General features: G+C 57.2%; 26 protein-coding genes. 16 read left to right on the top strand and 10 right to left on the bottom strand.

Annotated elements, in window-relative coordinates:
• Nucleotides 1-68 precede the first annotated feature (68 nt).
• The gene (locus ACR0DK_RS01765; RefSeq protein WP_170392385.1) at nt 69-569 is read left to right on the top strand and encodes an Lrp/AsnC family transcriptional regulator; all 501 of its coding nucleotides are present in this window, start codon (nt 69-71) and stop codon (nt 567-569) included.
• 118 nt (nt 570-687) lie between these two features.
• Here the strand turns inward: ACR0DK_RS01765 and ACR0DK_RS01760 are convergent, their stop codons facing one another.
• From ACR0DK_RS01760 to lgt, 4 genes are all read right to left on the bottom strand, one after another.
• Nucleotides 688-1,470 carry a Hint domain-containing protein gene (locus tag ACR0DK_RS01760; RefSeq protein ID WP_170392383.1) on the bottom strand — a complete coding sequence of 261 codons (783 nt, stop codon included), beginning with the start codon at nt 1,468-1,470 and terminating at the stop codon, nt 688-690.
• Between the two features lie 723 nt (nt 1,471-2,193).
• Nucleotides 2,194-2,952, bottom strand: a complete 759-nt coding sequence (pgeF, locus tag ACR0DK_RS01755; protein ID WP_170401812.1) for a peptidoglycan editing factor PgeF — start codon at nt 2,950-2,952, stop codon at nt 2,194-2,196.
• A complete protein-coding gene (locus tag ACR0DK_RS01750) occupies nt 2,949-4,016 on the bottom strand; it encodes a class I SAM-dependent methyltransferase (RefSeq protein ID WP_480734625.1) in 1,068 nt (355 codons plus the stop codon). Before ACR0DK_RS01750 ends, pgeF begins: the two co-directional genes overlap by 4 nt.
• The gene (gene lgt / locus ACR0DK_RS01745) at nt 4,013-4,900 is read right to left on the bottom strand and encodes a prolipoprotein diacylglyceryl transferase (protein WP_480734624.1); all 888 of its coding nucleotides are present in this window, start codon (nt 4,898-4,900) and stop codon (nt 4,013-4,015) included. The genes ACR0DK_RS01750 and lgt overlap by 4 nt, the downstream gene beginning before the upstream one ends.
• A gap of 97 nt (nt 4,901-4,997) precedes the next feature.
• Here lgt and ACR0DK_RS01740 point away from each other — a divergent pair, with 97 nt between their 5' ends.
• From ACR0DK_RS01740 to ACR0DK_RS01720, 5 genes are all read left to right on the top strand, one after another.
• Nucleotides 4,998-5,246: an accessory factor UbiK family protein gene (locus tag ACR0DK_RS01740; protein WP_170512483.1), complete on the top strand. Its 249-nt coding sequence runs from the start codon at nt 4,998-5,000 to the stop codon at nt 5,244-5,246.
• Between the two features lie 314 nt (nt 5,247-5,560).
• Entirely contained in the window at nt 5,561-6,061 is a 501-nt protein-coding gene (locus tag ACR0DK_RS01735; protein WP_010441802.1) for a type III secretion system chaperone family protein, read from the top strand.
• 33 nt (nt 6,062-6,094) lie between these two features.
• On the top strand, nt 6,095-6,910 hold the full coding sequence (gene proC, locus ACR0DK_RS01730) for a pyrroline-5-carboxylate reductase (protein ID WP_480734623.1): 816 nt from the start codon (nt 6,095-6,097) through the stop codon (nt 6,908-6,910).
• On the top strand, nt 6,903-7,241 hold the full coding sequence (locus ACR0DK_RS01725) for a tRNA-binding protein (RefSeq protein WP_170392371.1): 339 nt from the start codon (nt 6,903-6,905) through the stop codon (nt 7,239-7,241). The genes proC and ACR0DK_RS01725 overlap by 8 nt, the downstream gene beginning before the upstream one ends.
• Nucleotides 7,241-8,191 (top strand): 2-hydroxyacid dehydrogenase, encoded by a 951-nt coding sequence (locus ACR0DK_RS01720; RefSeq protein ID WP_480734622.1) that lies wholly within the window; start codon nt 7,241-7,243, stop codon nt 8,189-8,191. The genes ACR0DK_RS01725 and ACR0DK_RS01720 overlap by 1 nt, the downstream gene beginning before the upstream one ends.
• Here the strand turns inward: ACR0DK_RS01720 and ACR0DK_RS01715 are convergent.
• Nucleotides 8,188-8,766, bottom strand: coding sequence for a thymidine kinase (locus ACR0DK_RS01715; protein WP_170512522.1), 579 nt, complete (start codon nt 8,764-8,766; stop codon nt 8,188-8,190). The two genes, ACR0DK_RS01720 and ACR0DK_RS01715, sit on opposite strands and share 4 nt — an antisense overlap.
• 355 nt (nt 8,767-9,121) lie before the next feature.
• Here ACR0DK_RS01715 and ACR0DK_RS01710 point away from each other — a divergent pair, with 355 nt between their 5' ends.
• The gene (locus tag ACR0DK_RS01710; protein ID WP_170392365.1) at nt 9,122-9,583 is read left to right on the top strand and encodes a hypothetical protein; all 462 of its coding nucleotides are present in this window, start codon (nt 9,122-9,124) and stop codon (nt 9,581-9,583) included.
• Between the two features lie 94 nt (nt 9,584-9,677).
• Here the strand turns inward: ACR0DK_RS01710 and ACR0DK_RS01705 are convergent, their stop codons facing one another.
• Complete coding sequence (locus ACR0DK_RS01705; RefSeq protein WP_170512520.1) at nt 9,678-10,412, bottom strand: hypothetical protein; 735 nt, start codon at nt 10,410-10,412, stop codon at nt 9,678-9,680.
• A 157-nt stretch (nt 10,413-10,569) separates the two neighbouring features.
• Complete coding sequence (locus tag ACR0DK_RS01700; protein WP_480734621.1) at nt 10,570-11,694, bottom strand: beta-ketoacyl-ACP synthase III; 1,125 nt, start codon at nt 11,692-11,694, stop codon at nt 10,570-10,572.
• Nucleotides 11,695-11,848: 154 nt separating this feature from the next.
• On the opposite strand from ACR0DK_RS01700, the gene ACR0DK_RS01695 reads away from it, so the two are divergent.
• Genes ACR0DK_RS01695 through ACR0DK_RS01685 form a run of 3 tightly spaced genes read left to right on the top strand, consistent with a single transcriptional unit; the run spans nt 11,849 to nt 16,402 of the window.
• Nucleotides 11,849-12,316, top strand: coding sequence for a MarR family winged helix-turn-helix transcriptional regulator (locus ACR0DK_RS01695; protein ID WP_170420601.1), 468 nt, complete (start codon nt 11,849-11,851; stop codon nt 12,314-12,316).
• Nucleotides 12,313-13,350: an efflux RND transporter periplasmic adaptor subunit gene (locus ACR0DK_RS01690; protein ID WP_223116841.1), complete on the top strand. Its 1,038-nt coding sequence runs from the start codon at nt 12,313-12,315 to the stop codon at nt 13,348-13,350. Before ACR0DK_RS01695 ends, ACR0DK_RS01690 begins: the two co-directional genes overlap by 4 nt.
• A gap of 10 nt (nt 13,351-13,360) precedes the next feature.
• Nucleotides 13,361-16,402 carry an efflux RND transporter permease subunit gene (locus tag ACR0DK_RS01685; protein ID WP_480734620.1) on the top strand — a complete coding sequence of 1,014 codons (3,042 nt, stop codon included), beginning with the start codon at nt 13,361-13,363 and terminating at the stop codon, nt 16,400-16,402.
• On the opposite strand, the gene ACR0DK_RS01680 is transcribed toward ACR0DK_RS01685, so the two are convergent.
• On the bottom strand, nt 16,403-16,813 hold the full coding sequence (locus ACR0DK_RS01680) for a VOC family protein (protein WP_170512511.1): 411 nt from the start codon (nt 16,811-16,813) through the stop codon (nt 16,403-16,405). It lies immediately after the preceding gene.
• A gap of 102 nt (nt 16,814-16,915) precedes the next feature.
• Nucleotides 16,916-20,260: a carbamoyl-phosphate synthase large subunit gene (carB, locus tag ACR0DK_RS01675; RefSeq protein ID WP_480734619.1), complete on the bottom strand. Its 3,345-nt coding sequence runs from the start codon at nt 20,258-20,260 to the stop codon at nt 16,916-16,918.
• Nucleotides 20,261-20,437: 177 nt separating this feature from the next.
• Between carB and ACR0DK_RS01670 the strand changes: the two genes are divergently transcribed.
• The 4 genes from ACR0DK_RS01670 (at nt 20,438) to aspS (ending at nt 24,690) form a co-directional block, all read left to right on the top strand.
• Nucleotides 20,438-21,565 carry an aminodeoxychorismate synthase component I gene (locus tag ACR0DK_RS01670; protein WP_480735675.1) on the top strand — a complete coding sequence of 376 codons (1,128 nt, stop codon included), beginning with the start codon at nt 20,438-20,440 and terminating at the stop codon, nt 21,563-21,565.
• On the top strand, nt 21,520-22,167 hold the full coding sequence (locus tag ACR0DK_RS01665; protein WP_170564077.1) for an aminotransferase class IV family protein: 648 nt from the start codon (nt 21,520-21,522) through the stop codon (nt 22,165-22,167). The genes ACR0DK_RS01670 and ACR0DK_RS01665 overlap by 46 nt, the downstream gene beginning before the upstream one ends.
• Nucleotides 22,164-22,835 carry a CPBP family glutamic-type intramembrane protease gene (locus ACR0DK_RS01660; RefSeq protein WP_170801969.1) on the top strand — a complete coding sequence of 224 codons (672 nt, stop codon included), beginning with the start codon at nt 22,164-22,166 and terminating at the stop codon, nt 22,833-22,835. The genes ACR0DK_RS01665 and ACR0DK_RS01660 overlap by 4 nt, the downstream gene beginning before the upstream one ends.
• Before the next feature lie 79 nt (nt 22,836-22,914).
• A complete protein-coding gene (gene aspS, locus ACR0DK_RS01655) occupies nt 22,915-24,690 on the top strand; it encodes an aspartate--tRNA ligase (RefSeq protein ID WP_170392347.1) in 1,776 nt (591 codons plus the stop codon).
• A gap of 232 nt (nt 24,691-24,922) precedes the next feature.
• Here aspS and ACR0DK_RS01650 read toward each other — a convergent pair whose 3' ends face one another.
• Nucleotides 24,923-25,639 (bottom strand): response regulator, encoded by a 717-nt coding sequence (locus ACR0DK_RS01650; protein ID WP_480734618.1) that lies wholly within the window; start codon nt 25,637-25,639, stop codon nt 24,923-24,925.
• A 134-nt stretch (nt 25,640-25,773) separates the two neighbouring features.
• On the opposite strand from ACR0DK_RS01650, the gene mce reads away from it, so the two are divergent.
• Both mce and ACR0DK_RS01640 read left to right on the top strand, forming a co-directional pair.
• Nucleotides 25,774-26,178, top strand: coding sequence for a methylmalonyl-CoA epimerase (gene mce, locus ACR0DK_RS01645; RefSeq protein ID WP_010441821.1), 405 nt, complete (start codon nt 25,774-25,776; stop codon nt 26,176-26,178).
• Nucleotides 26,179-26,183: 5 nt separating this feature from the next.
• Nucleotides 26,184-26,459: a DUF1467 family protein gene (locus ACR0DK_RS01640; protein ID WP_170392343.1), complete on the top strand. Its 276-nt coding sequence runs from the start codon at nt 26,184-26,186 to the stop codon at nt 26,457-26,459.
• Nucleotide 26,460 lies beyond the last annotated feature (1 nt).

Raw genomic sequence — 26,460 nt, 5'->3', positions numbered from 1 at the left:
TGGCTGTGAAATATTATTGCGCCTCCCGGGGCTGCTGATATAACAACTGAAAAACTCAGGAGCATTCGATGGTCACGACCCGGTTGGATGAAATCGACCGCAAAATTCTTGCGGAACTGCAGGCCGATGGCCGTATGACCAATGTTGAGCTTGCCAAGCGCGTAGGAATATCCGCTCCTCCTTGCCTGCGACGGGTGCGGACGCTGGAAGATTCGGGGTACATTCGCGGCTATCATGCCGAGGTGAACGCCCGCGAGCTTGGGTTCGAAGTGCAGGTCTTTGCCATGGTCGGACTTGAAAGTCAGGCTGAATCCGAACTCAGCGCCTTTGAAGACCGGTGTCGGGAATGGCCATTGGTTCGCGAATGCCACATGCTGAATGGCGAGGTTGATTTCATCCTGAAATGCGTCGCACCGGATCTCAGCAGTTTTCAGCAATTTCTGACAGGCGAGTTGCTGACCACGCCAAACGTGGCCAGCGTCAAGACTTCGCTTGTTATCCGAGGCGCAAAAGACGAGCCAGGCGTACCATTTGACGTACTGGAAGACCGGATGAACCGGACGGCCTGAACCTACCTCTTGTTTGATCCACAGGACAGGGTGGCAGCATCGCTGCCAGTGCAAGGGTTAAAACCCAACTCAGTAAAATCTGCATAATGCCCCACGCTTGCAGTAATAGTTAACCAGTTCACGCTGTCATAGCGTCAATTTCACCATCTCCGGCTCTTGGCAAGAGCAACGGCCCAAAATCATTCAACGATTCGATATGTGAGAATAGATTCAAATAGATCGAGCGCAAAGAGTGACTGATCATTCGGACTGCGTTGATGCCCGGATGATAGGTCTCGAATTGCAGGCCATCGACCCGAATCACGGAATGCCGGGCGACACAGATATGAAACAGCTCGACCGGAGTCGGCGGCAGCGTTTCAATGATACCCATTCCATCCTGAAACTCACTGACGGGTGTCAGCATGGGCTGCCCGCCGTTCAAATGACGCATGTGCGTAGGCGTACCCAGCAGACGTGCGGCGGGGCCCGTGATGACGCCCGACATCGGTTTTTGCATCCCGAACGTGTCGGCCATGATCCGTGTCAGCGGCCGGGTTCGCCCGCGCGTATCCTCGCGTCCGGGTATCAGCGTGACAGACCCTTTCCAAAGCACGGTTTCCGATGATCCGTCCTGAGTGAGGACATCATCACCCGGCAGCAGATCTTCGATCGCCATCTGGCCTTGCGGCGTCTCGACCAACGATCCGCGCGTGAACGCACAAAATGCATCTTCAAACATCGGCAAAGCTGGCGCGATATGGCGTGTCTGTGAAATATCCCCGTTTTTCAGCAGACTGCACACTTCATAGCGTCGAAGCTGTGCTTTTTGTTTTGTCGCGGGACGAGGCGCATCGCGCAATAGCGCTGACGTCTCGACCGCGTTTCTGGCAGCGCGGGCCAGAGAATTTGGAATAGTCATGGTATTCCGTCCCCTCTAAATTCCGTCCGACGGCTTGAACCCCCGTGCAATATCGCCGGACGACCTTGTTCTTTGTCTGTAATCAGATGGGTAAACACAGGCCGGTCGCCGCGAATGCACAGCGCCGCATCAGAAAACACCAGTGTTTTGGTCAAGTTCTTGACCCCCCAGACAAACTCGTAAACCGCAGGCTGCAATTGCCTGCACACACGCGCTCCGAACCCTGGTCGCAGTCCTGATTGCGACCCCACACACCGAACCGGAGCTTCATCCGGTATGCGTTTGCCCTCTGAGACCGGCAGCTGGTCTCTTGGGGTTGCTGTGTCAGCGTCGCGCCGCCAGACGGCGTGCAACTCTGACTGAGTGACTTGAAACCCGCTTCCAGGGCATTTCTGGTTCTTGATCCCTGACAGCCGCAAAAACGGCGCTGAGAAAGCGTGATTTCGATTTCATATCCATTGTCCTGCTTCGATAGGGCGGTCGCCCTGTTCCCGTTTATGAAGCCAATGTGACGCTGATTTGCGGCGCCTATAAGGCTGATCCGGGTTGAATTGAGGACAAATTGAAGGTTTCAGGTACCTCTTAGTTGCTTCCGCCCATGCCATGACGACCCCACTTGGGGTAACCGTCTGTGCATTGGCGAAAATTTGAGACGATTCTGACTCTGATAAACACAAGAAATGTGGCGGAAACTGGGCAAAGCTGCCTTAATCTGGGCCAGATTTACAACCTGATAGCGGAAATCAATCTGCCGTAGTCGGCCTCGTTGGCATGGGTCGATCGCCGGTAGGAATAAAACCTGTCGGGGTCGGAGTAGGTGCAGTGACGGACCCACTCGGCCTGGCCGATACCAGCTTCGCGCAGACGATGCAGGCCAAAGGCGGGCAGGTCGAAATGCATCCGGTCACCTTTGCCATTTGCAAAAAAACGCGCGTTCTCTGGCGTGTCAGCAAGGAAGTCGTCCAGAAACTCTGAGCCGACCTCGTAAGCGCGTTGTGAAATCGTGGGGCCGATTACGGCAACTGTGTTATCCCGGTTGGCTCCGAGCGCTTCCATCGCGTCCAGTGTTGATTCCAGCACACCGTCCAACGCGCCGCGCCAACCGGCATGTGCGGCCCCGATCACATTTGCGTCAGGATCCGCGAACAGCACCGGCTGACAATCAGCGGTTAATATTGTAAGCGCCAAACCCGGCGTTGATGTGACAACCGCGTCAGCTTTGGGTTTGTCACCCGTCATCGGCCCATCGACTGCAATCACGGTCGGTGAATGCACTTGATGCACACCGATCATCGCCTCAGGTGCCACTTCCATCGCGTCGGCGACGCGCCGACGGTTCAAAGCTACGGCCTCAGTCAAATCTGTCGACCCAGTTCCGCAGTTGAGTCCTTCGAAGATACCAGAAGATGCGCCACCGCGGCGGCTGAAGAACCCGTGTCGTACGGGGGACAGCATGTCTGAGGTAATGATTTCCAGTGTCATGGTTCCAGTCCCGGTGGCGGCGTGGCGTTTGGCGGATAAAGGCCCAGTACTTTGAACAGGTTTCCCATTTCGTCGGGGTGCGTCAACCGTCGATGTGCAGAGACCAGCGCCTCAAGCTGTGACCCGCTGAGAGGGGCGGCAAGCGATTGCGCGCGCGCGGTGATCCCGAGCCGTTCAAGAAACACCCCCTGCGGGGTCAGTTTTGTATATGCGCAGCCCGAAGCATGAGACGCCTTCGCCAAGACCTCAAAGTCGACATGTGTGGTCAGATCCGCCTGACCGGGCTGATCCAGGGGATCGACACGTTCATGCGCTTGCAACGCCTGCAATGTGTCGCCAAGCGAGCGCCAGTCACCATAATCGATGATCAGCGCGGCTCCGCCGTTGCGAGCGATCTGCCCGGCAACAGAGTACATAATGGAACTGGCAGCAGCGCACAGTTCTACCAGATCTCCGTCCTGCGTATCCTCGACACGTTCGCTGAGCGCAGCTTGTGCCGATTGCGCACCAAGACCGAACGCAAGCGATGCACCATTTTTGCCAACTAACCTCTCGCGCCAACCTTTGCCTTCGCGCAGGAACTGGCGGATGGGCAGGGCGTCAAAGAACTCGTTTGCCACCAGAAACAGAGGAAGATCTTCAAAATCAGAAATTGCCTCGATCCACTGAGGTTCATACCCTTGCAGTGCCTTGGCTTGTACGTCGCGCAAAACAGGTGAAGCTTCGAGCAATGCGATCTTGGCTGCTTTGTGAAAGCCAGGCACACTCTGAGTGGCGCGCAGGATGTCTGCCATCAGGGTGCCACGACCAGGGCCAAGCTCGGCCAGAACAAACTTTTCGGGTTTGCCTTGTACCAGCCAGCATTGCGCCAGACACAGTCCTATTAGCTCTCCGAACATCTGACTGATTTCAGGCGCTGTAATGAAATCGCCCTGAGCGCCCAGCGGATCGCGGGTTGTGTAGTATCCATGTTCCGGATGCATCAGACACTCGGTCATGTAGTCAGCGATGGTCATAGGGCCATCATTCTGGATGCGCAGGAGCAGACGATCCTTCAGGTTCATGATCTGCGTCGTGCCCGAAATGCCAACCAAAGGCCAAGTGCAATCATTGGTAGCGACAAGAGTTGCCCCATCGTCAATCCATATCCGCCAACATGCCACGCCAGCCCTAGCGGATTCCCGGGCGATACAAATTGCGCATCGGGTTGACGGAAGAATTCGACAAAAAACCGCGATGCGCCGTAGCCAGCCAGAAATACGCCCATAACCAGACCTGGTTTTTGAAACGCGCCGCGCCGGTAGGCCAGCCATATCAGAACCGCCCCGAGGATCAGACCCTCGAGTGCTGCCTCATACAGTTGCGAAGGGTGGCGAGCGCACATCCCTGCAATAACGCCGGGACAATCTTGGGCCGTGGTTCCGGGAAAGATCACCGCCCATGGCAATTCACTGGGTCGACCCCAAAGCTCGGCATTAGTGAAATTCGCCAATCGTCCCAGCAACAACCCGGGCGGCACTGTGTAGGCAACCAGATCACCCAGCGAAAGAATCGGTGTAGCGTGGCGCCTGCCGAACAGATACGTGGCGATCACCACGCCCAACAGGCCGCCATGGAAGGCCATGCCACCCTGCCAAACCATCAGAATTTCCAGTGGATACGCAAAATAATATGCGGGTTGATAGAAAAGGACGAACCCCAATCGACCACCAAGAATTACACCCAGTATGATCCAGGTGACCAAATCCTCAAGCTGATCGGGTTGCATCGGTGGTGTGTCATCAGCCCAAAGCACAGGCCGCCTAAGCGCCATCAGCGCCATGCGCCAAGCAATCAGGATGCCAACGATATAGGCCAGCGCATACCACCTGAGCGCAAACTCCATCCCGAACAGAGAGATCGAGAAAATTTCGGGTGACAGATCGGGGAAATTCAAAACAGCCTGCATGTGCGTCTCATTGCCCGGGGTTTGCGTGGCAAGTCAACCTTGAGCCCGGGCCAATCTTTACCCATATAGAGAGCAATCGCGAAATCGGAGAAAGCCCATGCAAACCCGTAACAAGATTCTGGACGATATGTCTCAACTGATGACCAATGCCATGGGTGTGGCGCAGGGGGCACGAGAAGAGGCCGAGAATGCGATGAAATCCATGATGGACCGCTGGCTGGCCGACCGGGATTTCGTAACCCGTGAAGAATTTGATGCTGTGCGTGCCATGGCGCAGAAAGCGCGCGAAGAGAACGGTGCACTTGAACAGCGAATTGCCGCGCTCGAGGCGAAGCTGGACAAGTAACGTCCGCAGGAATTTAAGATTTTGGGTAAAAGCATCCGCCGCGCAATCCGAACTTGGATTGTGCGGTGTCGTGCATTTTGCCGCTCTGCAGAAATTTATCAAGACAAAGCTGCATCCAACGCCAATATTTTGATCGGCGTTGCCAACTGTCCACAACTTATTGCTGTTATCCCCAATAAATAGGGTTGCCAGAGCTGTGCTCACATCGCACCATATTTAGTACAGGCAGACTGGGGAAGCCCGGCTTGTAGAGCAGGCAACTAGCGCTGGGGCGCTGCCAGCCCCAAAATGCTAGAGATTAGTGAGGTGGCATTATGGCCCTTTCCGAGCAGTATCTCGAAGAAGACCTTCATCCGATCGACATTGTTGAACATCTTGCAGAACATCACGACTGGGATTTTGACCGGATCGGGGATGATCAGATTGCCATGGCTGTCGAAGGACAGTGGCGCACATATTCGATAACTTTGGCCTGGTCGAATTACGATGAAACGCTCCGCATGGTGTGTTCCTTTGAGATGGAGCCTCCGGCCGAGCGCGAAACCGAGCTTTATGAGCTACTGAACAAGATGAATGATCAGTGTTGGGCCGGGGCGTTTACCTACTGGGCCAATCAGAAATTGATGGTCTATCGCTATGGCTTGGTGCTGGCCGGTGGTCAGACGGCCAGCCCGGAACAGATCGATACCATGATCACCGCAGCGGTACTGAGCGCCGAGCGCTATTACCCCGCGATCCAACTGGTGACCTGGGGAAACCGAGACCCCGAAGAGGCGATGCAAGTCGCCATTGCAGAGGCCTACGGCCGCGCGTAAAGCTTTGCCCCGAACCATAGGGGAGGGGCCAGCATGGATATCTCGCGAGTTGCGGAACAGGGGCTTGTGCTTCTGGGATGCGGCAAGATGGGCTCAGCGATGCTTGCAGGCTGGTTGGAACATGGCCTTCCTGCCGCATCGGTCTGGGTGATCGATCCATTTCCCTCGGATTGGCTGAAGGCGCAGGGCGTCAACATCAACACTCCTCTCCCCGATGCACCCGCAGTTGTACTCGTAGCGGTCAAACCACAGATGATGGGCGAAGCCCTGCCAGCCATTCAAGCGCTGGGCAATGGTGACAGTCTTTTCATATCGGTCGCAGCGGGTACATCGCTGGCCACTTTCGAGAACGTCATTGGGGCAGATACGCCGATCATCCGTGCGATGCCAAATACGCCTGCGGCGGTTCGGCAGGGGATCACGGCGCTGATTGGGAATGCCAACACCTCGGACGCGGATATCCTACTGGCTGAAGACCTGCTTTCGGCCATTGGTGAGACGGTTCGATTGGATGATGAGACGCAGATGGATGCCGTCACCGGGGTCAGCGGTTCGGGCCCGGCCTATGTATTCCACCTAATCGAAACACTGGCGCAAGCTGGCGAAGCGCATGGTCTGCCACCGGAACTGGCGATGAAGTTGGCCAAATCAACCGTCGCCGGGGCAGGGGCGTTGGCGATGGCCGCTGACGAACACCCCTCGCAATTGCGAGTTAACGTCACCTCTCCCAACGGCACCACTCAGGCCGCACTGGAGGTGTTGATGCATGAAGAAGAGGGTTTCCCAGACCTGCTACATCGTGCCGTCAAAGCTGCAACCGACCGATCCAAGGAGCTGTCTCGTGAGTGAGATTTCATTCGACGAATTTCTCAAAGTCGACATTCGTGTAGGTGAGGTGATACGCGCCGAGCCGTACCCGGAGGCCCGCAAGCCCGCGATCAAGCTGTGGGTCGATTTTGGCGATGAGATCGGTGAGCGCAAAACTTCAGCCCAGATCACCGCGCACTACGATCCGGCGACGCTGGTGGGCAAGCAGGTGATGGCCGTGGTCAACTTTCCCCCGCGCCAAATCGGTAAATTCATGTCCGAGGTTTTGGTGTTGGGTCTTCCTGACGAAAACGGTGAGATCGTGTTGATAGGCCCCGATGGCGCTGTGCCCATCGGTGGAAGGATGCATTGATGAAACTGCTGATTGCCCGACCGATGACTTCGGCTGTCCAAGTGCGCGCCCGTGCCGAATTCGATGTGGAATTCCGCAGTGAAACCACGCCTATGACGCATGAAGAAATGTTGCGGGCGCTGACTGAATTTGACGTCGTGGTCCCGACGTTGGGCGATCAGTTCGTGGCAGAGATCTTTGCTCAGGTGCCAGAGCCTCGCTGTAAACTGCTGGCAAATTTCGGCGTTGGTTACAATCATATCGACGTGGACGCCGCACATGCTGCCGGAGTCGCGGTTACCAACACGCCGGGTGCCGTCACCGATGCAACCGCCGATATTGCCATGACACTTTTGCTCACGACGGCCCGCCGTTCAGGTGAGGGGGAAAGGTTGGTCAGGTCAGGCCAGTGGCAGGGGTGGCATCCCACACAGATGCTGGGCCAACATGTGACCAGCAAAAAGGTGGGCATCATCGGAATGGGCCGCATAGGTCAGGCCATTGCCCGGAGGTGTCATTTCGGATTCGACATGACCGTTGCCTATCAATCACGCAGTCCAAAACAGCTGGACTTCCAAGCAGAGTACATCCCTGAACTCAATGCATTGGCTGCGGCAGTGGATTTTCTTGTCATAGCCGTCCCCGGAGGAGCTGAAACACGACACTTGGTCAACGCACAGATTTTGGCCTCGATGAAGCCCTCGGGCATTGTGATAAACATTGCGCGCGGTGAAGTTGTGGATGAAGCCGCCTTAATCCAAGCGCTTCATGCGGGTCAGATTGCTGGCGCTGGGCTGGATGTCTACGAGTTCGAGCCCAAGGTGCCGCAGGCCTTATGTGACATGGAAAATGTGACTCTGCTGCCCCACCTCGGCACCGCGACCGAAGTGGTACGCACCGATATGGGTCACATGGCGTTGGACAATGTCGCGGCGTTCGTGGCCGGGCGAACGTTACCCAACCCGGTTTAGGAACCCACCGCCTCGCGCCAGTGTTTGCGGCAGAGCGAGACATAAGTCTCGTTCCCGCCAATCTGGACCTGCGCCCCTTCGGTGATGGTGTTTCCGTTTTCATCCTGACGAATCACCATCGTCGCCTTGCGCCCGCATTCGCAGATGGTGCGTACTTCGCGCATCTCATCGGCCAGAGCCAACAATGCTGCCGACCCGGGGAATAGTTTACCCTGAAAATCCACCCGCAACCCGTAGGTCAACACTGGGACCTTCAGATCATCTACGGCGCGCGCAAGTTGCCAGACCTGCTCTTCCGAAAGAAACTGGGCTTCATCAATGAATACGCAGGCGATGCCCCCTTGTGTCAGGCGGTTTTCGATCATGGCAAACACATTGTCGTCGGGACGAAACATGTCCGCTCGTTCCGAGATTCCGATTCTTGATGCGATCCGCCCCTCACCGGCGCGTCCGTCAATGGCGGCTGTCATCAGGTAGGTATCCATGCCGCGTTCGCGATAGTTATGCGAGGCCTGCAGCAACACGGTCGATTTGCCCGCGTTCATAGTCGAATAGTTGAAATAGAGCTTTGCCATGCTGTGGGTCTAATTCGCATGTGATGCCTGGGCAAGCCGTCTCATGGGGGTAAATCGACGCCACCATCGCTACAGCTGAGGTTGAGCAAATGCTCTTGGGGATGGATTACCTCGCCTTCGCGACAGTGGCGTCGTCGGCCTACAAGTGGCCTATACAATGCAAGGCTAAAATCCTGCCCCGCATACACTCTTTACCGGCTCGAACGGCCGCCACTCACTCACAAAATCCCTGCATATCTGAGGGATAGTCAATTATTGCCATTTCAATTATGAATCGAATATGGGAAATTTCCCTACCCTTTCCCCCAGCATGGACAGGCAGAGGGGGCAGGGCGCAGGTAACAAGGGTAGCAAAATGGCAGATATCGGGGCCTATCTGAAAAAGCATACCGAAGCATTGGTTAAGGATGTCGGAATCGAAGCAGCGTGCGAGATCACCGGGAAATCCAAAGCCACGCTTGGCAGGTACTATTCAGACAACGCAGAACATTCTGACCGGTTCATGCCGGTGGATGCTGTTGCCCGGTTGGAAAACGCGGCTGCCTATCCGCACGTGACTGCGGCATTGGCGGATTTGAAGAATATCACGCTTTCTTACGATGGACGAAACTCGGACAGCCCACGTACGGGCGGGGTAAATTCCGATGTCATTGCGCTGAGCCAACGTTTTGCCATGCTGATGACGGAATACCAGTCGGCGATAGAAGATGGCATCATCACGGTGAACGAGGCGAAGCGGCTGCTGAAAGAAACCAGTATGCTGCAACAGGTTCTGATCGAAATGAAGCTGCATCTGGAAGAGGAAAGCGTCAGTTAAGGTGTCATGTCCCTGTACTGAATTGTTGTGAATGCGCAAAATAAAGGCGGCCCATGTGCCGCCTTTTTTGTTTGTCTGCCAGGCAGATTAATATTCAGCGTTCATCATTGTTGGCGTTCTTGCCGCGCCCGGGGCTTGCCCCCTCTGGTCCGTTGCCGCCACCGTTATTGCCTTTGGCACCGCCTTTGCCTGGCTTGTCACCACCGTCGTGGCCACCTTTACCACCGCCTTTGCCGGGCTTGTCACCACCGCCGTGACCGCCTTTACCACCGCCTTTGCCGGGCTTGTCACCACCGCCGTGACCGCCTTTGCCGCCGCCTTTGCCGGGTTTGTCACCTCCGCCGTGGCCACCTTTGCCACCGCCCTTACCGCCGCCATCGCCAGGACTGCTTCCACCATCACCCGGATCACCGTTGCCGCCGGAACTCCCGTCGCTGTTGCCTGAGCTACCGCCGCCGTTGCCCGAGCTTCCGTTTTCACTCGAGCCAACGGAATTGGAGGATGGATCTCTGCTGCGCTCTTCACCGGCATTGGTGTTGGAAATCGACGCAGTGGGCAGATCGCTCAACAACTGAGTCAGACCGGGGCATTGCGCCGAAGTGTTCTGCAGGATCGAAGCAAAATCAGAACGATTTTGCAGATGTGATACAAACCCTCGCGTTACCTGCGAACAGCTGCAGAGCGTGTCAAAATCGCCTTCATTGGCGGCAACACGCGCGGTGTTGACTGTACAGGTTTGCGGTTCTGCGATTGCCGCGCCGGTCGCCATGACCCCAATGAAAGGTGCGGCGACCAAGGCGGCCAGTCCAACGCGAGTATTATTTCCCATAACAGCGGGCTCCCATAACTACATCATTCGGATGCACAGGGCATCCGGGTTTCGATGTGTCGGTCAGAGATGAAGGAGCGGTTGAGCCCGTCTGAATAATTCTTGAGAAAGCGGTTTGGTCTTGCAGCGATTCCAGCAGCGCAGTTAAGGCGCGCGCTTATTGATGCCGTTTGACGATCACAGAACCCACCGAATACCCGGCCCCGAACGAGCAAATCAGGCCCACATCGCCCGCATCCAGATCGTCTGAGTGTTTCGAGAAGGCGATAATCGACCCGGCGGATGAGGTATTGGCGTAGTCCTGCAGAATGTTGGGTTGCTCACCCGGTTCAGGCTCGCGCCCTAGAACCTTCTTACCGATGAAGTCGTTCATCGTCTTGTTGGCCTGATGCAGCCAGAGGCGTTTTAGATCATCACTTCTGATGCCCTCTGCCTCCATGTGGTCGCTGATATGTTTGCTGACCATGGGCAGGACCTCTTTGAACACCTTGCGACCATTCTGCATGAACTGCATGTCGCGGCGATCCACCAGACCATCGGGGCGCGATCGGCGGAGGAAGCCGTTGTTGTTGCGGATATTGTTGGAAAACACAGTTGCGCACCGGGTCGAGACAATCTCGAAATGTGGGCCTTGAGCGTCTTCGATTCGCTCGATCAGCGTCGCGGTCGCGACATCGCCAAATATGAAATGGCAATCCCGGTCGCGCCACTCGAGATGACCCGAGCAGATCTCGGGGTTGACGACCAGCGCCGCCCGGACCGAGCCCGAGCGCACCATATCCGCCGCCGCCTGAATGCCGAATGTGGCCGAGGAACAGGCCACGTTCATGTCAAACCCGAATCCGCTGATCCCCAGTGCCTGCTGAATCTCGATCGCAATTGCAGGATAAGCACGTTCATGGTTCGAAGCGGCGCAGATCACCAAATCGACATCCTCGGCGCTGCGCCCCGCTTGTGCTAGCGCCTTAAGGCACGCATCCACCGCCATCTCGGTCATGATCCCAGGCTCGTCGTCGCTACGCTGGCGCAGCGCGGGATGCATGATCTCGGGGTTCAAAACACCGGTCTTGTCCATCACATACCGGTTTTCGATCCCTGAGGCCTTCAGGATGAACTCTTCCGAGGAATGCTGCATCGGTTCCATGTCGCCCGCTGCAATCGCATCCGCGTTTTCGACGTTCATCCGGTCGGCATAGGCATTGAACGCTTCCACCAATTCGGCGTTGGTGATGATGTTTTCTGGTGTATAGACACCAGTCCCGGTGATGGCAGGAGTGTACATGGCTGGCCCTGAGTTCATGATCTGCACAAAATGCAGTCCCTATTCGTATTGATCAAGATGTGTTGACCCAAGGGAATGTATCGCCTCTCGCTTCATAACTTGAATAGTTCAAAATTCGAAGTATATTTCGCCGCGACTCGCACGGAAAAGATTCATGTCAGACGATATCAGCATGCGGTTAGGACGCCTCAGCCCTGAGATTCAGGCGATGATGGGGGTCTACGCGCTTTATTGGAAACTGGAAGAGAGCTTTGACAGCATCGAAACAGACCTGAGCCATCAGGAATGCCACATGCTAATCAAGCTCGATGTGCCCAAACGTATGGGAGTGCTGGCCGCAGATATGTTGACAGTGCCGTCAACGATTACGGCGACCGCCGATGCACTTGAACTGGCGGGGCACCTGACCCGACAGCGTGATCCCGAAGACCGTCGCGCCTGGCTTTTGGTGCTGACCGAACAGGGCGAAGAGGCCCGCAATATGCTGGTGGCCGTGGCGGGTGAGCTTTTCCACAGCGCATCGGGTCTGAACACCGAAGAAACCGCCGAGTTCGCACGGCTGGCTCACAAAATCCGTGACAACATTCTGAAAACCGGAATTCCCGAGGGATTGACGAAATGAAACTCCTGACCTCTGTTTGCCTCGCACTGTCCTTGTTGACTGCGCCTGCCATGGCGCAAGAGCCCGCTAAGCCTGTGAAACTGATGCAGGTCAGCGAAACTTCACCCGGCTTTTCGCGCCAGTTCTTTGGGCGGATCGCCGCGCGCCAGACCGTTGATCTGGCGTTTCAGGTCGCGGGGCAGATCGTCGAGATGCCTGTGACCGAAGGTTTTGTGATCCCCAAGGGTGAACTGATTGCCCGTCTCGATCAGGAACCGTTCGAACTGCAGCGCGACCGGACGCGCTTGCAAAAAGATCAGGCGGATCGAACACTCGCCCGCCTGTCGCGTCTGCGTGGAACCGCAGCCAGCCAGGTTGCCGTCGATGATGCCGAAACAGCTGCGCAATTGGCTGCGATTGCTGTTCGAGATGCAGAATATGAACTGGAGCATGCGACGCTGACCGCTCCGTTCGACGCGCTGGTTTCAAGCCGTGCAGTTGAGGCGTTTACAACTGTTTCTGCGGGTACTCCGATCGTGCGGATTCACGATATGTCTGAACTGCGTATCGAGGTGGATGTGCCCGAAATCCTATTTCAGCGGTCCGGACAGCAGGACGACATCACGATTACTGCCAAGTTCCCTGTCAGCGATGAGATCTTTCCGCTGGAAATAAGGGAATTCGATGCTGAATCCTCAAGCGTGGGCCAGACCTTTCGCATCCAGTTCGGTTTGACACCGCCGGAGGGATTGCAGATTCTTCCCGGTTCCTCCGTAACCGTCACGGTGCAGGTGCAGGATGAACGCACCGGTATCATCATCCCGCCAACGGCTGTAGTTGCTGATGCCAGCGGCGCGCTGGGCGTTCTGGTCTTCTCGCCGGCTGGCGCCGACGAAGGCACCGTCCGCCGGGTTCCAGTGACTGTTGAACCTACGCAGAGCGGCGATGTCCGCGTGCTGACCGGCCTGACCGATGGCGAAGAAATCGTCGTCGCGGGTGGGGGTGCATTGACCAATGGTCAAACTGTCCGCCGCTTTGTCGGCTTCTCGAACTGAGGGCGGTTTCATGAGCATCGCACGCGCTTCGATCGACCGGCCTCTCTATACGTGGCTGTTCATCCTGATTGCCCTGTTCGGCGGCATTTGGGGTTTCACGTCGCTAGGTCGCCTTGAAGACCCGGCCTTCACCATCAAACAGGCGGTGATCGCCACGCAATATCCCGGTGCGACTGCCGAACAGGTGGCGCTGGAGGTTTCAGAACCGCTGGAATCTGCCATTCAGCAGATGGGCGAGGTGGATGTCATCACCTCGGTCAACCAGCCGGGACAGTCGCTGATCGAGGTTGAGATTAAATCCACCTATGACGGCAGTGAGTTGCCCGACATCTGGACCCGTCTGCGCGCCAAGGTGCGCGATGCAGCACGCGGTCTGCCTTCGGGCGTGGGTGCGCCTTATGTGAATGACGGGTTCGGGGATGTGTTCGGCCTGTTCTATGCCGTTACGGCAGAAGGGTTTTCTGACGCCGAGAAGCACGAACTGGCGACCTTCCTTCGCCGCGAATTGCTGACGGTAAGCGGTGTTGCAGATGTCGAGGTTCAGGGTTTGCCGGATGAGGCGATCTTTATTGAGCCGGACCTGTCGATCTCGGTCAATCAGAACGTTCCGCTGCAGGCGATCAACGAAGCTATCGCAAACGCGGACTCTGTCAACGCCTCGGGTTCGCTGCGATCCAATAGTGACCGCACCACGATCTTGACGGCCGAGGGCTCGGACAGCGTGTCGGCGATCGCCGGCCTGTCGGTTGGATCGCAGGGGCAGGTGATCAATCTGTTTGATATGTCAGATGTCTATCGCGGGCGGCAGAATGATCCCGATATCATGATCCGATTCAACGGCGCTGAAGCTTTCACGCTGGGTATCGCTGGGCTGGCCACTGAAAACATCGTCGAAGTCGGGCAGCGTGCAGATGCCAAACTGGCCGAACTGGATTCCGAAATCCCCTTTGGTGTCGAAATCCTGCCCATCTATCAGCAGCATGTTGTTGTCGATGAGGCCTCGAACGCCTTCCTGCTGAACCTCGCCATGTCAGTCAGCATCGTGGTTGCGGTTCTGGGCATTTTCATGGGCTGGCGCGCCGCAATTGTCGTTGGGTCCACCTTGTTGCTGACCGTTGTGGGTACTTTGCTCTTCATGTCGATGTTCTCGATCGAGATGGAACGGATCTCGCTGGGCGCTCTGATCATCGCCATGGGGATGCTGGTCGACAACGCCATCGTGGTGGCCGAAGGAATGCAGATTTCGATGTTGCGGGGAAAATCCTCGCGCGATGCTGCGGAAGAGGTTGCGTCAAAAACGCAGATCCCACTTCTGGGCGCGACGGTGATCGGGATCATGGCTTTCGCCGGGATTGGGCTCAGTCCTGACGCGACCGGGGAATTCCTGTTCTCGTTATTTGCCGTGATCGGCATTTCACTACTGCTGAGCTGGGTTCTGGCCATCACGGTGACACCTTTGCTTGGGCACTATTTCTTCAAGCAGGGCAAAGAGGGTGAGGTGGATGCCTATGGCAGCATCCTGTTCCGCGTCTACGGTGCAATCCTGAACTGGGCGCTTCGGTTCCGATGGCTGGTAGTGGCCGGGTTGATCGGGGTCACAGTCGTCTGTTTTGCGGGCTTTGGACTGATGAAACAGCAATTCTTCCCAAACTCGAACACGCCGTTGTTCTTCGTGCACTACAAGCTGCCACAAGGTACGCCGATCGCCCGCACGGCGGAAGATATGGCCGTATTCGAGGACTGGCTGGCCGAACGTGATGACGTCGTCTCGGTTGCCACATTCGTCGGGCAGGGTGCCACGCGGTTCATGTTGACCTACGCTGCCGAGAAGCCAAACCCAAGCTATGGACATATGATCATCCGCACCGAGGCTTTGGACGATATTCCTGTCTTGCAAGCCGATCTTGAGGAGTTCGGTTCAGCCCAGTTCCCCGAAGGCGAGTTCCGAACCAAACGCCTGATTTTTGGTCCCGGTGGCGGCGATCCAATCCAGGCTCGGTTCTCGGGTAGTGATCCGGTTGTTCTGCGTCAACTGGCCGAAGAAGCGGTACAGCGCATGTCAGCCGCATCTCCGAATGCGCTACATGTGCATCACGACTGGCGTGAGCAGGAATTGGCCGTGCAGCCGATCTATGCCACGGAGCGCGCCCAAACAGCAGGCGTATCGCGCGAAGACATTGCAGCTACGTTGCAGTTTTCGACCGATGGCATCACGGGCGGCGTTTTGCGCGAGCGCGACCGCCAGATCCCGATCATCTTGCGCCGTCCGGCGGATGGGGACTATTCGATCGTCGATCAGGTGGTTTACTCCGATCAGTCGGAACGTTTCGTTCCAATCGAGCAGATGGTGGATGGGTTCGAATACAAGGCGCTCAATACGCTGGTTCATCGCCGCGACCGGGTTTTGACCATCACCGTTGGCGCGGACATCCCCCCTGACATGACCGCCGCGCAGGTCCACTCCGAAGTACGCAGTGCCATTGAAGCGATGGAACTGCCGATCGGCTATCGTATGGAATGGGGGGGCGAGTTCGAGGATTCAGGCGACGCGCAGGCCAGCCTTGGGCGGCAGTTGCCGCTGAGCTTGCTGATTATGGTGTTGATTTCCGTATTGCTGTTCAATGCTATCCGGCAACCGGTCATCATCTGGCTATTGGTCCCGATGTCCGTAAATGGCGTGGTTATCGGTCTGCTTGGAACAGGCCTGCCCTTCACCTTCACAGCGCTGTTGGGGCTGTTAAGTCTGTCAGGGATGCTGATCAAGAACGGCATTGTACTGGTCGAAGAAATCGATCTGGTCCGCGCCACTGGCAAAGCCCTGCGTCCTGCGATTGTTGAAGCCTCTGTCTCGCGTCTGCGCCCGGTAATGTTGGCGGCGATCACGACGATTCTGGGTATGGCACCGCTTCTGACGGATGCGTTCTTTGTGTCCATGGCAGTCACAATCATGGGCGGTCTGGCCTTTGCCACGATCCTGACCATGGTTGCCGCACCTGTCTTCTACATGTTGTTTTTCAACCGTGAAGAAAAGCGACGTCTGGCTGCTGGTTGATCATCCGCCCGAATCCTCCTTTGGATCATAATGGTAATAAAAACAGGATAGCTTGTTGCCATCGGGGTCGCGCAGATAGGCCACATAGAATCCGGGCTCGTAATGGGGGCGGACGCCCGGTTTGCCTTCATCCGTGCCGCCGTTTTCCAGACCCGTGGCATGGAAATGCCGAACCTGATCGGCACTTCTGGCAGGAAAGGCGATCATCGTGCCATTGCCGGTACTGGCGGGGGCTCCATCAAAAGGTCTGCAGATCCAAAAGCCGGTCCCGCTGTCGGGGTCGGTACCCCATCCGGCCCAACCGTCGATCCATCCGGGCAGGCGTGGCTGACCAAGAACTGCGAAGATCGCATCATAAAAGCGGATGGCCCGAGGCAGGTCGTTGCTTCCGTATGTGGTGTAGAGGTCCATGAGCACTCCTTCCCCGCCCATCATGTGGGCGATGGGCAAGGAGGGGAAGAAAAAAGACCCCGGCCGAGGCCGGGGTCCATTCATTCATACCGTTGCCGGGGCTTAGCCCTGCAGCGATTTCACCTCAACATCGCCTTCGGCCTGCGCCTTGATCGCCAGCGCGGCGACATAGCTTGCTGCGGCTGTGGTGTAATAGGGGATCTTGTCATACAGCGCGATCGACCGGATTGATCGGCTGTCTTCCACCGCCTGTGCGCCTTCGGTCGAGTTCATGACCAGCTGCACGCCGCCGTCCTTCATCAGGTCGGTCACATCCGGGCGGCCTTCGTACACTTTGTTGACCACGCCGCACGGCACACTTTCTTCAGTCAGCCAGGCTTGTGTGCCGCGGGTCGCAACAAGCTCAAAGCCTTGCTCAACCAGAACACGCGCTGCTTCGAGCATATCCGGCCCTTTGTCAGCATCCTTGATCGAGATAAACGCACGACCTGCGCTGGGCAGCACCATACCGGCCCCCATTTGTGCTTTCAGGAAAGCGCGCGGGAAGTCGCGATCCCAGCCCATGACCTCTCCGGTCGAACGCATTTCAGGGCCCAGGATGGTGTCAACGCCGGGGAAGCGGGCGAAAGGCAAAACGGCTTCTTTCACCGAGAACCACGGCATGTCGGGATCGGCCAGCGTCATCTGGTCGGCGATTTTGGTGTCATCGACCGTTTTGTAAGGGGGGCGTTTCGGGAAATTCGCCAGTTTCTCGCCCGCCATCACCCGCGCCGCAATCGACGCAATCGCGCTGTCAGTGGCTTTGGCCACAAAAGGCACGGTGCGGCTGGCACGAGGGTTGACCTCAATCAGGTAAATCTCGTCATCCTTGATGGCGAACTGCACGTTCATCAGGCCGACGACATTCAGCGCCTTGGCCAGCTTGAACGCCTGATCCTTAATCTGTTCGATGATCTCTTTCGACAGCGAATAAGGCGGCAGCGAACAGGCCGAGTCGCCCGAGTGCACGCCGGCCTCTTCGATGTGCTGCATGATGCCTGCAACATGCACGTCGTTACCGTCGCACAGCGCGTCCACGTCCAGTTCGACCGCACCGGCCAGATAGCTGTCCAGAAGAACCGGGCTGTCGCCGGATACCACTACGGCCTCATTGATGTAGCGGCGTAGCTGATCCATATCGCGCACGATTTCCATCGCGCGGCCGCCCAGAACATAGGAGGGGCGGATGACCAGCGGGAAGCCGATATCTTCGGCAATCTCCAGCGCCTTTTCGTCGGTCGAGGCGATGCCGTTCTTGGGCTGCTTCAGGCCCAGTTCATTGACCAGCGCCTGGAAACGCTCACGATCTTCGGCGAGATCGATCGCGTCGGGCGTGGTACCGAGGATCGGGATACCTTCAGCCTCCAACGCATTGGCCAGTTTCAGCGGGGTCTGCCCGCCAAACTGAACGATCACTCCATGCAGCGTGCCGGCTTCCTGTTCCTTCGTAAGGATTTCCATGACGTGTTCGAAGGTCAGCGGCTCGAAATACAAACGGTCCGAGGTGTCATAGTCCGTTGAGACCGTTTCGGGGTTGCAGTTGACCATGATGGTCTCATATCCGGCTTCGGTCAGCGCGAAACAGGCGTGGCAGCAGCAGTAATCGAACTCGATGCCCTGGCCGATCCGGTTCGGACCACCACCAAGGATGACGACCTTTTTGCGGTCGCTTGGACGTGCCTCGCATTCGACCTCACCCATCATCGGGGCTTCGTAGGTCGAGTACATATAGGGGGTCTGCGCCTCGAACTCAGCCGCACAGGTGTCGATGCGTTTGAAGACGGCGTTCACACCCAGATTGCGGCGGGCGCGGCGGACGTTGTCTTCGTCACGGCCGGTCAGATTGCCCAGACGCGCGTCGGTGAATCCAAGCATTTTCAGTTTGCGGATACCGTCCTCGGTAACCGGCAGACCATCTTTGCGCACCTGACGCTCGGCCTCGATGATCTCGCGAATGCGGGCCAGGAACCACGGGTCGAACTTGGTGACGCCGAAAATCTCATCGTCGGTCAGGCCGTGACGCATGGCCTGCGCGATTGTGCGCAGACGATCGGGGGTCTGCTGGCTGATCGCCTTGATCACGGCGGCCTTGTCGTCGGCTTCTTCCCAGACTCCGACGTTCAGACCGGGAATTTCGATCTCATCAAAGCCTGTCAGACCCGACTCCATCGAGGCCAGAGCCTTTTGCATCGATTCGTGAATGGTGCGGCCGATGGACATGGCCTCACCCACCGACTTCATCGCGGTGGTCAGGTAGGGTTCGGAACCGGGGAATTTCTCAAAGGCAAATTTCGGGATCTTGGTGACAACATAGTCGATGGTCGGCTCGAACGAGGCCGGGGTGACCTTGGTGATGTCATTGTCTAGCTCGTCCAGCGTGTACCCAACGGCCAGTTTTGCGGCGATCTTGGCAATCGGGAATCCGGTCGCCTTCGAGGCCAGCGCAGAAGAGCGGGACACACGCGGGTTCATCTCGATCACGACCATACGACCATCAACCGGGTTGATCGCCCACTGCACATTTGACCCGCCGGTTTCCACGCCGATCTCGCGTAGCACCGCAATCGAGTGATTGCGCATGATCTGGTATTCTTTGTCGGTCAGCGTCAGGGCAGGGGCCACGGTGATCGAGTCACCGGTATGCACGCCCATCGGGTCGACGTTTTCGATGGAACACACGATGATGGCGTTGTCAGCGGTGTCACGCACCACCTCCATCTCGTATTCTTTCCAGCCCAGCAGGCTTTCGTCGATCAGGATCTGACCCACAGGTGAGGCATCCATGCCCGAGCGGCAAATATGGATATAATCCTCGCGGTTATATGCGACACCGCCGCCGGTGCCGCCCAGCGTAAAGGCGGGGCGGATGATGGCGGGCAGACCAACTGTTTCGAGGGTTTCAAGCGCCAGTGCCACACCGGCGTCGAGATCTTTCTTGCCGTTCTCATCCTTGGGGGCCGTCACGATCTCGGCCTTGGGGTTTTCGATGCCCAACCTATCCATCGCCTCGCGGAACAGGGCGCGGTCTTCGGCCATTTCGATCGCGTCTCGCTTGGCGCCGATCATCTCGACGTTGAACTTATCCAGCACGCCCATCTCTTCCAGCGCCAGCGAGGTGTTCAGGCCGGTCTGTCCGCCCATAGTGGGCAGTAGGGCATCGGGGCGTTCTTTTTCGATGATCTTGGCGACAACTTCGGGCGTGATCGGCTCGATATAGGTCGCATCGGCTAGCCCCGGGTCGGTCATGATCGTTGCAGGGTTCGAGTTCACCAGAATGACCCGATAGCCTTCCTCGCGCAGCGCCTTACATGCCTGAGCGCCGGAATAGTCGAACTCGCAGGCCTGACCGATAACAATGGGGCCTGCCCCGATGATCATGATCGACTGGATGTCGGTTCTTCTCGGCATGGCTTGGCCCCTTCAATTGTCCGCGAGTCAGGGCACCGCCCCAGCGCCCAAATTGTCCTGCGTTATAGGGACCGCGCGAAAAGGTGCAAGAGGTATCGGAAACGGGTTTGAAATTGCCGCTTTCCCCTCTTTCCCTTGGCGCGCTATTCTCTATACCGCGCAGCACGGCAAATGAGGATGCAATTGCGTATTCGTTTCGATCAAGGACCTGCCGGTCGCGGAACCCGGTTTGAGCGTCCGTTCCGGATTATCCGCGCGGATAACGCTGCGGAGGTGCCCCAGGCTCTGGCGGCGCTGGATCAGGCGCGCGCGGATGGGGCCTGGCTGGCAGGATACGCAAGTTATGAACTGGGCTACGTGCTGGAACCCCGTCTGGCAGACCGGCTGCCAGAAGGACGATGCCTGCCACTACTGTGTTTCGGTGTGTTTGACGCACCGGATCGCGTTGGACTGCCAAAGGCGTCGGGCAGTGTCACTGCGTTTCAGCCCCGCTGGGACGAGGCGCGATATACGCAGGCCTTTCGTACAGTGCATGAGGCGATTGGTGCGGGGGACATTTATCAGGCAAATCTGACCTTCCCAATTGATCTCGATGTAACCGGAGACAGCGTCGCGCTTTATGCGGCGCTTGCGGCTGGTCAACCCGTCGGCCACGGCGCCTTGGTTGAGCAGGAGGGGCTGCCTGATCTGCTGAGCCGCTCGCCCGAACTGTTTTTCCGAACCGACGCCGAGGGCCGGATCGAAACGCGCCCGATGAAGGGAACTCAACCGCGCAGCGAGGACCCGGTCGAAGACGAGCGTCGACGCGCTTTTCTGTCTTCGGATGAAAAGAACCGGGCCGAAAATCTGATGATCGTCGATCTGCTGCGCAACGATATTAGCCGGGTCGCGCTGGCCGGATCGGTGAAAGTACCCGAGCTGTTCAAGGTTGAGACCTATGCGACTGTCCATCAGATGGTCTCGCTTGTGCAGGCGCAGTTACACCTTGGCGTAGGCCTTTCTGATATTCTGACCGCCCTGTTCCCGTGCGGATCAATCACCGGAGCGCCAAAGATTCGCGCGATGGAGATCCTGTCCGAACTGGAACCTTGGCCTCGCGATGTTTATTGCGGAACCATCGGTTGGGCGGCCCCGGACGGTCGGTCGGAATTCAACGTGGCCATCCGGACCCTCATGGTTGAAGGTGGCAAGGCGACCCTTAACGTAGGCGGCGGGCTGGTCTGGGACAGCACCGCGCCATCGGAATATGAGGAGGCGCTATGGAAAGCCCGCTTCGCCCACCAACTGAGCCTGATTTCCGTCTGATCGAAACTTTGGCCTACAGGCCGGGGCAGGGGTTCGTCAGGCTTGATCGTCATTTGGCCCGCATGGCGCACACAGCACAGAAGTTCGGCATTGATTTTGACCGAACCGCCGCTTGGACGATTTTGGATGCGAGTTTGGGTGAGATTGCATTGCGCTGCCGTTTGACCTTGGACGCGGATGGCAAATTTGAACTGACGTCCGGAGAATTGACTGCCAATCCGCCCGTCTGGCGTGTGGATTTGGCCAAACAGAGACTATCATCATCGGATATCTGGCTGGGTTACAAAACGACCCGACGGGCCGTCTATGACATGGCGCGGGCAGGCTTGCCGCTGAGAGTTGATGAGCTTTTGTTTTTGAACGAACGGGATGAGCTTTGCGAGGGCACTATCACGAACCTGTTCCTGACCATGCCCGACGGCAGACGACTTACGCCCTCACTGCGATGCGGATTGCTTCCCGGGGTTTTGCGCGAGGAATTGTTGGATAATAAAGAAGTTACCGAATCCGTTCTGACCTTGACCGATCTAAAAAACGCGCAATCTATCCACTGTGGAAATTCCCTTCGGGGGCTGATCCGTGCGGAGCTTGTGGCACCTTGAGCAAAAATACCGAATGGGTGGAGACCCCTGTTACCAACTCACGCCTCAGGATTGAGTTTGTGCTCTTCTTTGTGGCGGTTCCCATAGCCATCGCGACATTGTTCCCGCCAAACTGGATGTTCCCCTCGCTTTTTGCGTTTACCGGACTGGGCATACTGCTGCTGCAGGATACGCCCGGTTTTTCCTGGGCGGAGCTTCGGTATGGCTGGCGAAACTGGTCGTGGACCGAAGTCTTTGCATTTACCCTGTTCATGGCTGCCTTCTGTTCCGCCCTGGTGCTGTGGGCGCGACCGGATGCAGCCTTTGTTTTGCTGCTGCATCGGCCAGAGATGTTGATATTCATCTGTATCGGCTACCCGTTGTTGTCCGCTCTGCCACAAGAGCTGCTTTTCCGCTCTCTCTTTTTCCGACGCTATCACGCGATCCTACCTGAAGGGCGGGCCGCATACCTTTTGAACGCTGGCCTGTTTTCGCTTGCGCACCTCATGTACTGGAGCTGGGTAGTAGCTATCATGACTTTCTTCGGAGGCCTCCTGTTCACCTGGGCCTACCGCAAGCGCGGATCATTCTTTTATGCAGTTCTTCTGCACGCAATTGCTGGTAATATTATCTTTGCGGCAGGGCTGGGCGTCTATTTCTACTCGGGCAACGTGCAAAGGCCGTTTTGACGGCGCGACCCGCCTTGACTTTCCATGCCTGACGGGGTGTATCGGCGCGACGAATTCTGCGCCCGAAGGGATATGATCCATGCACGCCTATCGCAGCCACACCTGCGCCGCTCTGACCGCCGCCAATGTCGGTGAAACCGTCCGCCTGTCCGGTTGGGTGCATCGTGTCCGAGATCACGGCGGCGTACTGTTCATCGACCTGCGCGACCATTTCGGTGTGACCCAGGTTTTGTGCGACGGCGATAGTGCGGCATTTGCTGAACTGGAAAAGGTACGGTCCGAGTGGTGCATCCGCATCGACGGCACTGTCAAAGCCCGCGACGCTGATCTCATTAACCCGAAATTGCCGACAGGCGAGATCGAGGTTTATGTGCGTGAGCTGGAGGTTCTTGGTGCTGCCGACGAATTGCCGTTGATGGTGTTCGGCGATCAGGAATACCCCGAGGAAACACGTCTGCGCTATCGCTACCTCGACCTAAGACGCGAGGCGATGCAGCAAAACATGACCCTTCGCTCGGACGTTGTCGCATCCATGCGCCGCCGGATGTGGGATCAGGGATTCCGTGAATATCAGACACCGATCATTACCGCATCGTCGCCCGAAGGCGCACGCGACTTTCTGGTCCCCTCGCGACTACATCCGGGCAAGTTCTACGCCCTACCGCAGGCCCCGCAGCAATTCAAACAGCTGATCATGGTGTCGGGCTTCGACAAATATTTCCAGATTGCACCCTGCTTCCGCGATGAAGACCCGCGTGCAGACCGATCGCCCACCGATTTCTATCAACTCGACCTAGAGATGTCGTTCGTCGAGCAGCAGGATGTGTTCGACACCATCCAGCCCGTGCTGACTGGTGTGTTCGAAGAGTTCGGGGGCGGGCGCAAGGTCGATCAGGAGTGGCCGCAGATTTCCTACAAGGACTCAGCCCTATGGTACGGCACCGACAAGCCTGACCTGCGGAACCCCATTAAGATGCAAGTGGTCTCTGACCACTTCCGCGGTTCTGGCTTCGCGATTTTCGCGAAGCTGTTGGAGCAGGAAGGCACCGAAATCCGCGCTATCCCAGCGCCGAGCGGTGGCAGCCGCAAATTCTGTGACCGTATGAACGCATTTGCCCAGAAAGAAGGTCTACCCGGCATGGGCTACATCTTCTGGCGTGATCAGGGCGAGGGTATGGAGGCCGCAGGTCCACTGGCCAAGAACATCGGCCCCGAACGCACCGAGGCGATCCGTCAGCAATTGGGTCTGGGCGTCGGTGATGCCGCGTTCTTCCTGGGTGGTAAGCCAAAAGCCTTTGAGAAGGTGGCCGGTAAGGCCCGTGACGTGATCGGAGATGAACTGAACCTCACCGAGAAAGACCGCTTTGCCTTTGCCTGGATCGTCGATTTCCCGATCTACGAGCAGGACGAAGAAACCGGTGCGATTGATTTCGAACACAACCCCTTCTCGATGCCGCAGGGCGGGATGGAAGCTTTGCAGGGCAACCCTCTGGACGTACGCGGGTATCAGTATGACCTGGCCTGCAACGGCTACGAGCTGGTGTCAGGTGCGATCCGGAATCATAAGCCTGAGATTATGTTGAAGGCCTTTGAACTGGCAGGGTACGGCGAAGACGAAGTCAAATCCCGCTTTGGCGCCTTGTTTAACGCCTTCCACTACGGCGCCCCGCCGCACGGCGGCTGTGCCGCAGGTATCGACCGGATCGTGATGCTATTGGCGGATGAGGCTAACATCCGCGAAGTCATGATGTTCCCGATGAACCAGCGCGCTGAAGACCTGATGATGGACGCGCCATCCGATCCGACCTCGGATCAGTTGATGGAACTGGGTCTCAGGATCATCCCGCAAGACTAAATCTAGCCGCCCGCCCTGAGCGGGCGGTTTACGTTTGGGGCAGTGCAATACAATCGGTGTATTCGCCGCGCCACGCAAATCCGAGTTGCGTGGTGGTCTCAAAACAAGCTCAACTCAATCCAGTGGATTTGCGGCATCCCGACGATTGCGGATGCTCTTGGCCGTCTGTCGTGTCAGGCGGTAGACCCAGATGCAAAGGATCGATGCGGTAATAAAGTAAGCGGTCAGCATCTCAGATCGCCTCTTGCCGTTCGAGCCGATCCTGAACCAGACCCGCAATCCGTGCAGCCTGGGCGGTGACCGGTGTCCCCCGCGCACGAGATTGGGCAAGGTCCCGGGCTGCTTCGGCAAGCACAATATCTTCGGCGTCTCGCGCAACGCTTTGCAGGAATTGTACCGCATAATCCAATGCGCGCTGATCAGTGGGGCCGGTAAGCACGTCGGCGATATGGGCCATGTCGTCCCGATAGGCCAGCGGATCGGGCTGAACGATGTTATCCCTGACGGAATCCAGACCTCCTGGGCGGCGATCTTCGGGCAGAAGTTCAAGTATCGAGGTCTGGAAATAAGCGACCGAGGTCAGGGGTTTGGCCAGAAACCCATCTGCACCTGCGCGTCTGGCGATAACCTGCATGCTGTCATCGCCAGACAGCCCGAGAATGACACCGATGCGGGGTACAGCGTGGGTCATTTCGGCTATCAGGTCAGCGCCGGACCCGTCTGGAAGACCCATATCGACGATCAGGACCGAGGGACGATAGATTTGCAGATGGCGCCGCGCTGATTTCAGACAATCCGCACGACGGATACGCGCACCGCTATGCAAGCACATCAATCGTATTGCATCGCATGCATAGCGGCTGTCTTCGACCACAAGGATTGTTTGGCCCAGCAGCGGTCGCATCTTGGTGGCCAGCGCTGGAGAGGCGAAAGGTCCCGAATCGTCCATGGCAGAACTCCTGTTTAGCAGATGCCTCACGCTAGGAACTTCTGGCTAATACAGGGTTAACGACGATTTGGCGCACTTGTCCTTTGGGTATACTGCCCCCATAACCGCTGCAACGCAGAAGGAAGGAGAGTCCCATGATTGGTCGCCTGAACCACGTAGCCATTGCTGTTCCCGACCTGGAGGCCGCATCGGCCCAGTATCGCAATGCGCTTGGCGCCAAAGTCGGCGCTCCACAGGATGAGCCGGATCATGGGGTCACCGTGGTCTTTATTGAACTACCCAACACCAAGATCGAATTGCTGTATCCGCTGGGTGAGAACAGCCCGATCAACGGGTTTCTGGAAAAGAACCCATCAGGCGGCATCCACCATGTCTGCTATGAGGTCGAGGATATCATCGCGGCCCGCGATCATCTGAAAGAGACCGGTGCGCGCGTTCTGGGATCGGGTGAACCCAAGATCGGAGCGCATGGCAAACCGGTGTTGTTCCTGCACCCGAAGGATTTCAACGGATGCCTCGTTGAGCTGGAGCAGGTCTGAAGTCGATGACCATTACCGCCGCTCTGGTTCTTTTTGCTGTAATTTGGTTTCTGACCTTGCTGATTGTTCTGCCTGTGCGCATCAAAACGCAGGGGGATCTTGGGGATATTGTTCCGGGCACTCATGCGGGTGCGCCGGAAGTCCATCACATGAAGAAGAAGCTGTGGATTACCACCGGGATATCGGTGGTGCTGTGGGCGATCATTGCCGGCATCATTATCTCCGGCGTAATCAGCGTGCGCGATTTCGATTGGCTGAACCAACTGGAACCGCGCGAGTAGC

This window comes from Ruegeria sp. CE6, from assembly GCF_056537485.1.
The sequence above is the reverse complement of the archived record's forward strand: the minus strand, read 5'-3'. Positions and strand labels throughout refer to the sequence as shown.

Bases quoted from the DNA above. Each gene is read 5' to 3' on its own strand.
- ACR0DK_RS01650 (WP_480734618.1), bottom strand. From the start codon at position 25,639: ATGGACGATTCGGGACCTTTCGCCTCTCCAGCGCTGGCCACCAAGATG.
- lgt (WP_480734624.1), bottom strand. From the start codon at position 4,900: ATGCAGGCTGTTTTGAATTTCCCCGATCTGTCACCCGAAATTTTCTCG.
- proC (WP_480734623.1), top strand. From the start codon at position 6,095: ATGGATATCTCGCGAGTTGCGGAACAGGGGCTTGTGCTTCTGGGATGC.
- ACR0DK_RS01680 (WP_170512511.1), bottom strand. From the start codon at position 16,813: ATGGACCTCTACACCACATACGGAAGCAACGACCTGCCTCGGGCCATC.
- ACR0DK_RS01695 (WP_170420601.1), top strand. From the start codon at position 11,849: ATGTCAGACGATATCAGCATGCGGTTAGGACGCCTCAGCCCTGAGATT.
- ACR0DK_RS01715 (WP_170512522.1), bottom strand. From the start codon at position 8,766: ATGGCAAAGCTCTATTTCAACTATTCGACTATGAACGCGGGCAAATCG.
- mce (WP_010441821.1), top strand. From the start codon at position 25,774: ATGATTGGTCGCCTGAACCACGTAGCCATTGCTGTTCCCGACCTGGAG.
- ACR0DK_RS01705 (WP_170512520.1), bottom strand. From the start codon at position 10,412: ATGGGAAATAATACTCGCGTTGGACTGGCCGCCTTGGTCGCCGCACCT.
- ACR0DK_RS01760 (WP_170392383.1), bottom strand. From the start codon at position 1,470: ATGACTATTCCAAATTCTCTGGCCCGCGCTGCCAGAAACGCGGTCGAG.
- ACR0DK_RS01710 (WP_170392365.1), top strand. From the start codon at position 9,122: ATGGCAGATATCGGGGCCTATCTGAAAAAGCATACCGAAGCATTGGTT.
- ACR0DK_RS01765 (WP_170392385.1), top strand. From the start codon at position 69: ATGGTCACGACCCGGTTGGATGAAATCGACCGCAAAATTCTTGCGGAA.
- ACR0DK_RS01740 (WP_170512483.1), top strand. From the start codon at position 4,998: ATGCAAACCCGTAACAAGATTCTGGACGATATGTCTCAACTGATGACC.
- ACR0DK_RS01640 (WP_170392343.1), top strand. From the start codon at position 26,184: ATGACCATTACCGCCGCTCTGGTTCTTTTTGCTGTAATTTGGTTTCTG.
- pgeF (WP_170401812.1), bottom strand. From the start codon at position 2,952: ATGACACTGGAAATCATTACCTCAGACATGCTGTCCCCCGTACGACAC.
- ACR0DK_RS01665 (WP_170564077.1), top strand. From the start codon at position 21,520: ATGGAAAGCCCGCTTCGCCCACCAACTGAGCCTGATTTCCGTCTGATC.
- ACR0DK_RS01750 (WP_480734625.1), bottom strand. From the start codon at position 4,016: ATGAACCTGAAGGATCGTCTGCTCCTGCGCATCCAGAATGATGGCCCT.
- ACR0DK_RS01700 (WP_480734621.1), bottom strand. From the start codon at position 11,694: ATGTACACTCCTGCCATCACCGGGACTGGTGTCTATACACCAGAAAAC.
- aspS (WP_170392347.1), top strand. From the start codon at position 22,915: ATGCACGCCTATCGCAGCCACACCTGCGCCGCTCTGACCGCCGCCAAT.
- ACR0DK_RS01685 (WP_480734620.1), top strand. From the start codon at position 13,361: ATGAGCATCGCACGCGCTTCGATCGACCGGCCTCTCTATACGTGGCTG.
- ACR0DK_RS01670 (WP_480735675.1), top strand. From the start codon at position 20,438: ATGCAATTGCGTATTCGTTTCGATCAAGGACCTGCCGGTCGCGGAACC.
- carB (WP_480734619.1), bottom strand. From the start codon at position 20,260: ATGCCGAGAAGAACCGACATCCAGTCGATCATGATCATCGGGGCAGGC.
- ACR0DK_RS01735 (WP_010441802.1), top strand. From the start codon at position 5,561: ATGGCCCTTTCCGAGCAGTATCTCGAAGAAGACCTTCATCCGATCGAC.
- ACR0DK_RS01720 (WP_480734622.1), top strand. From the start codon at position 7,241: ATGAAACTGCTGATTGCCCGACCGATGACTTCGGCTGTCCAAGTGCGC.
- ACR0DK_RS01690 (WP_223116841.1), top strand. From the start codon at position 12,313: ATGAAACTCCTGACCTCTGTTTGCCTCGCACTGTCCTTGTTGACTGCG.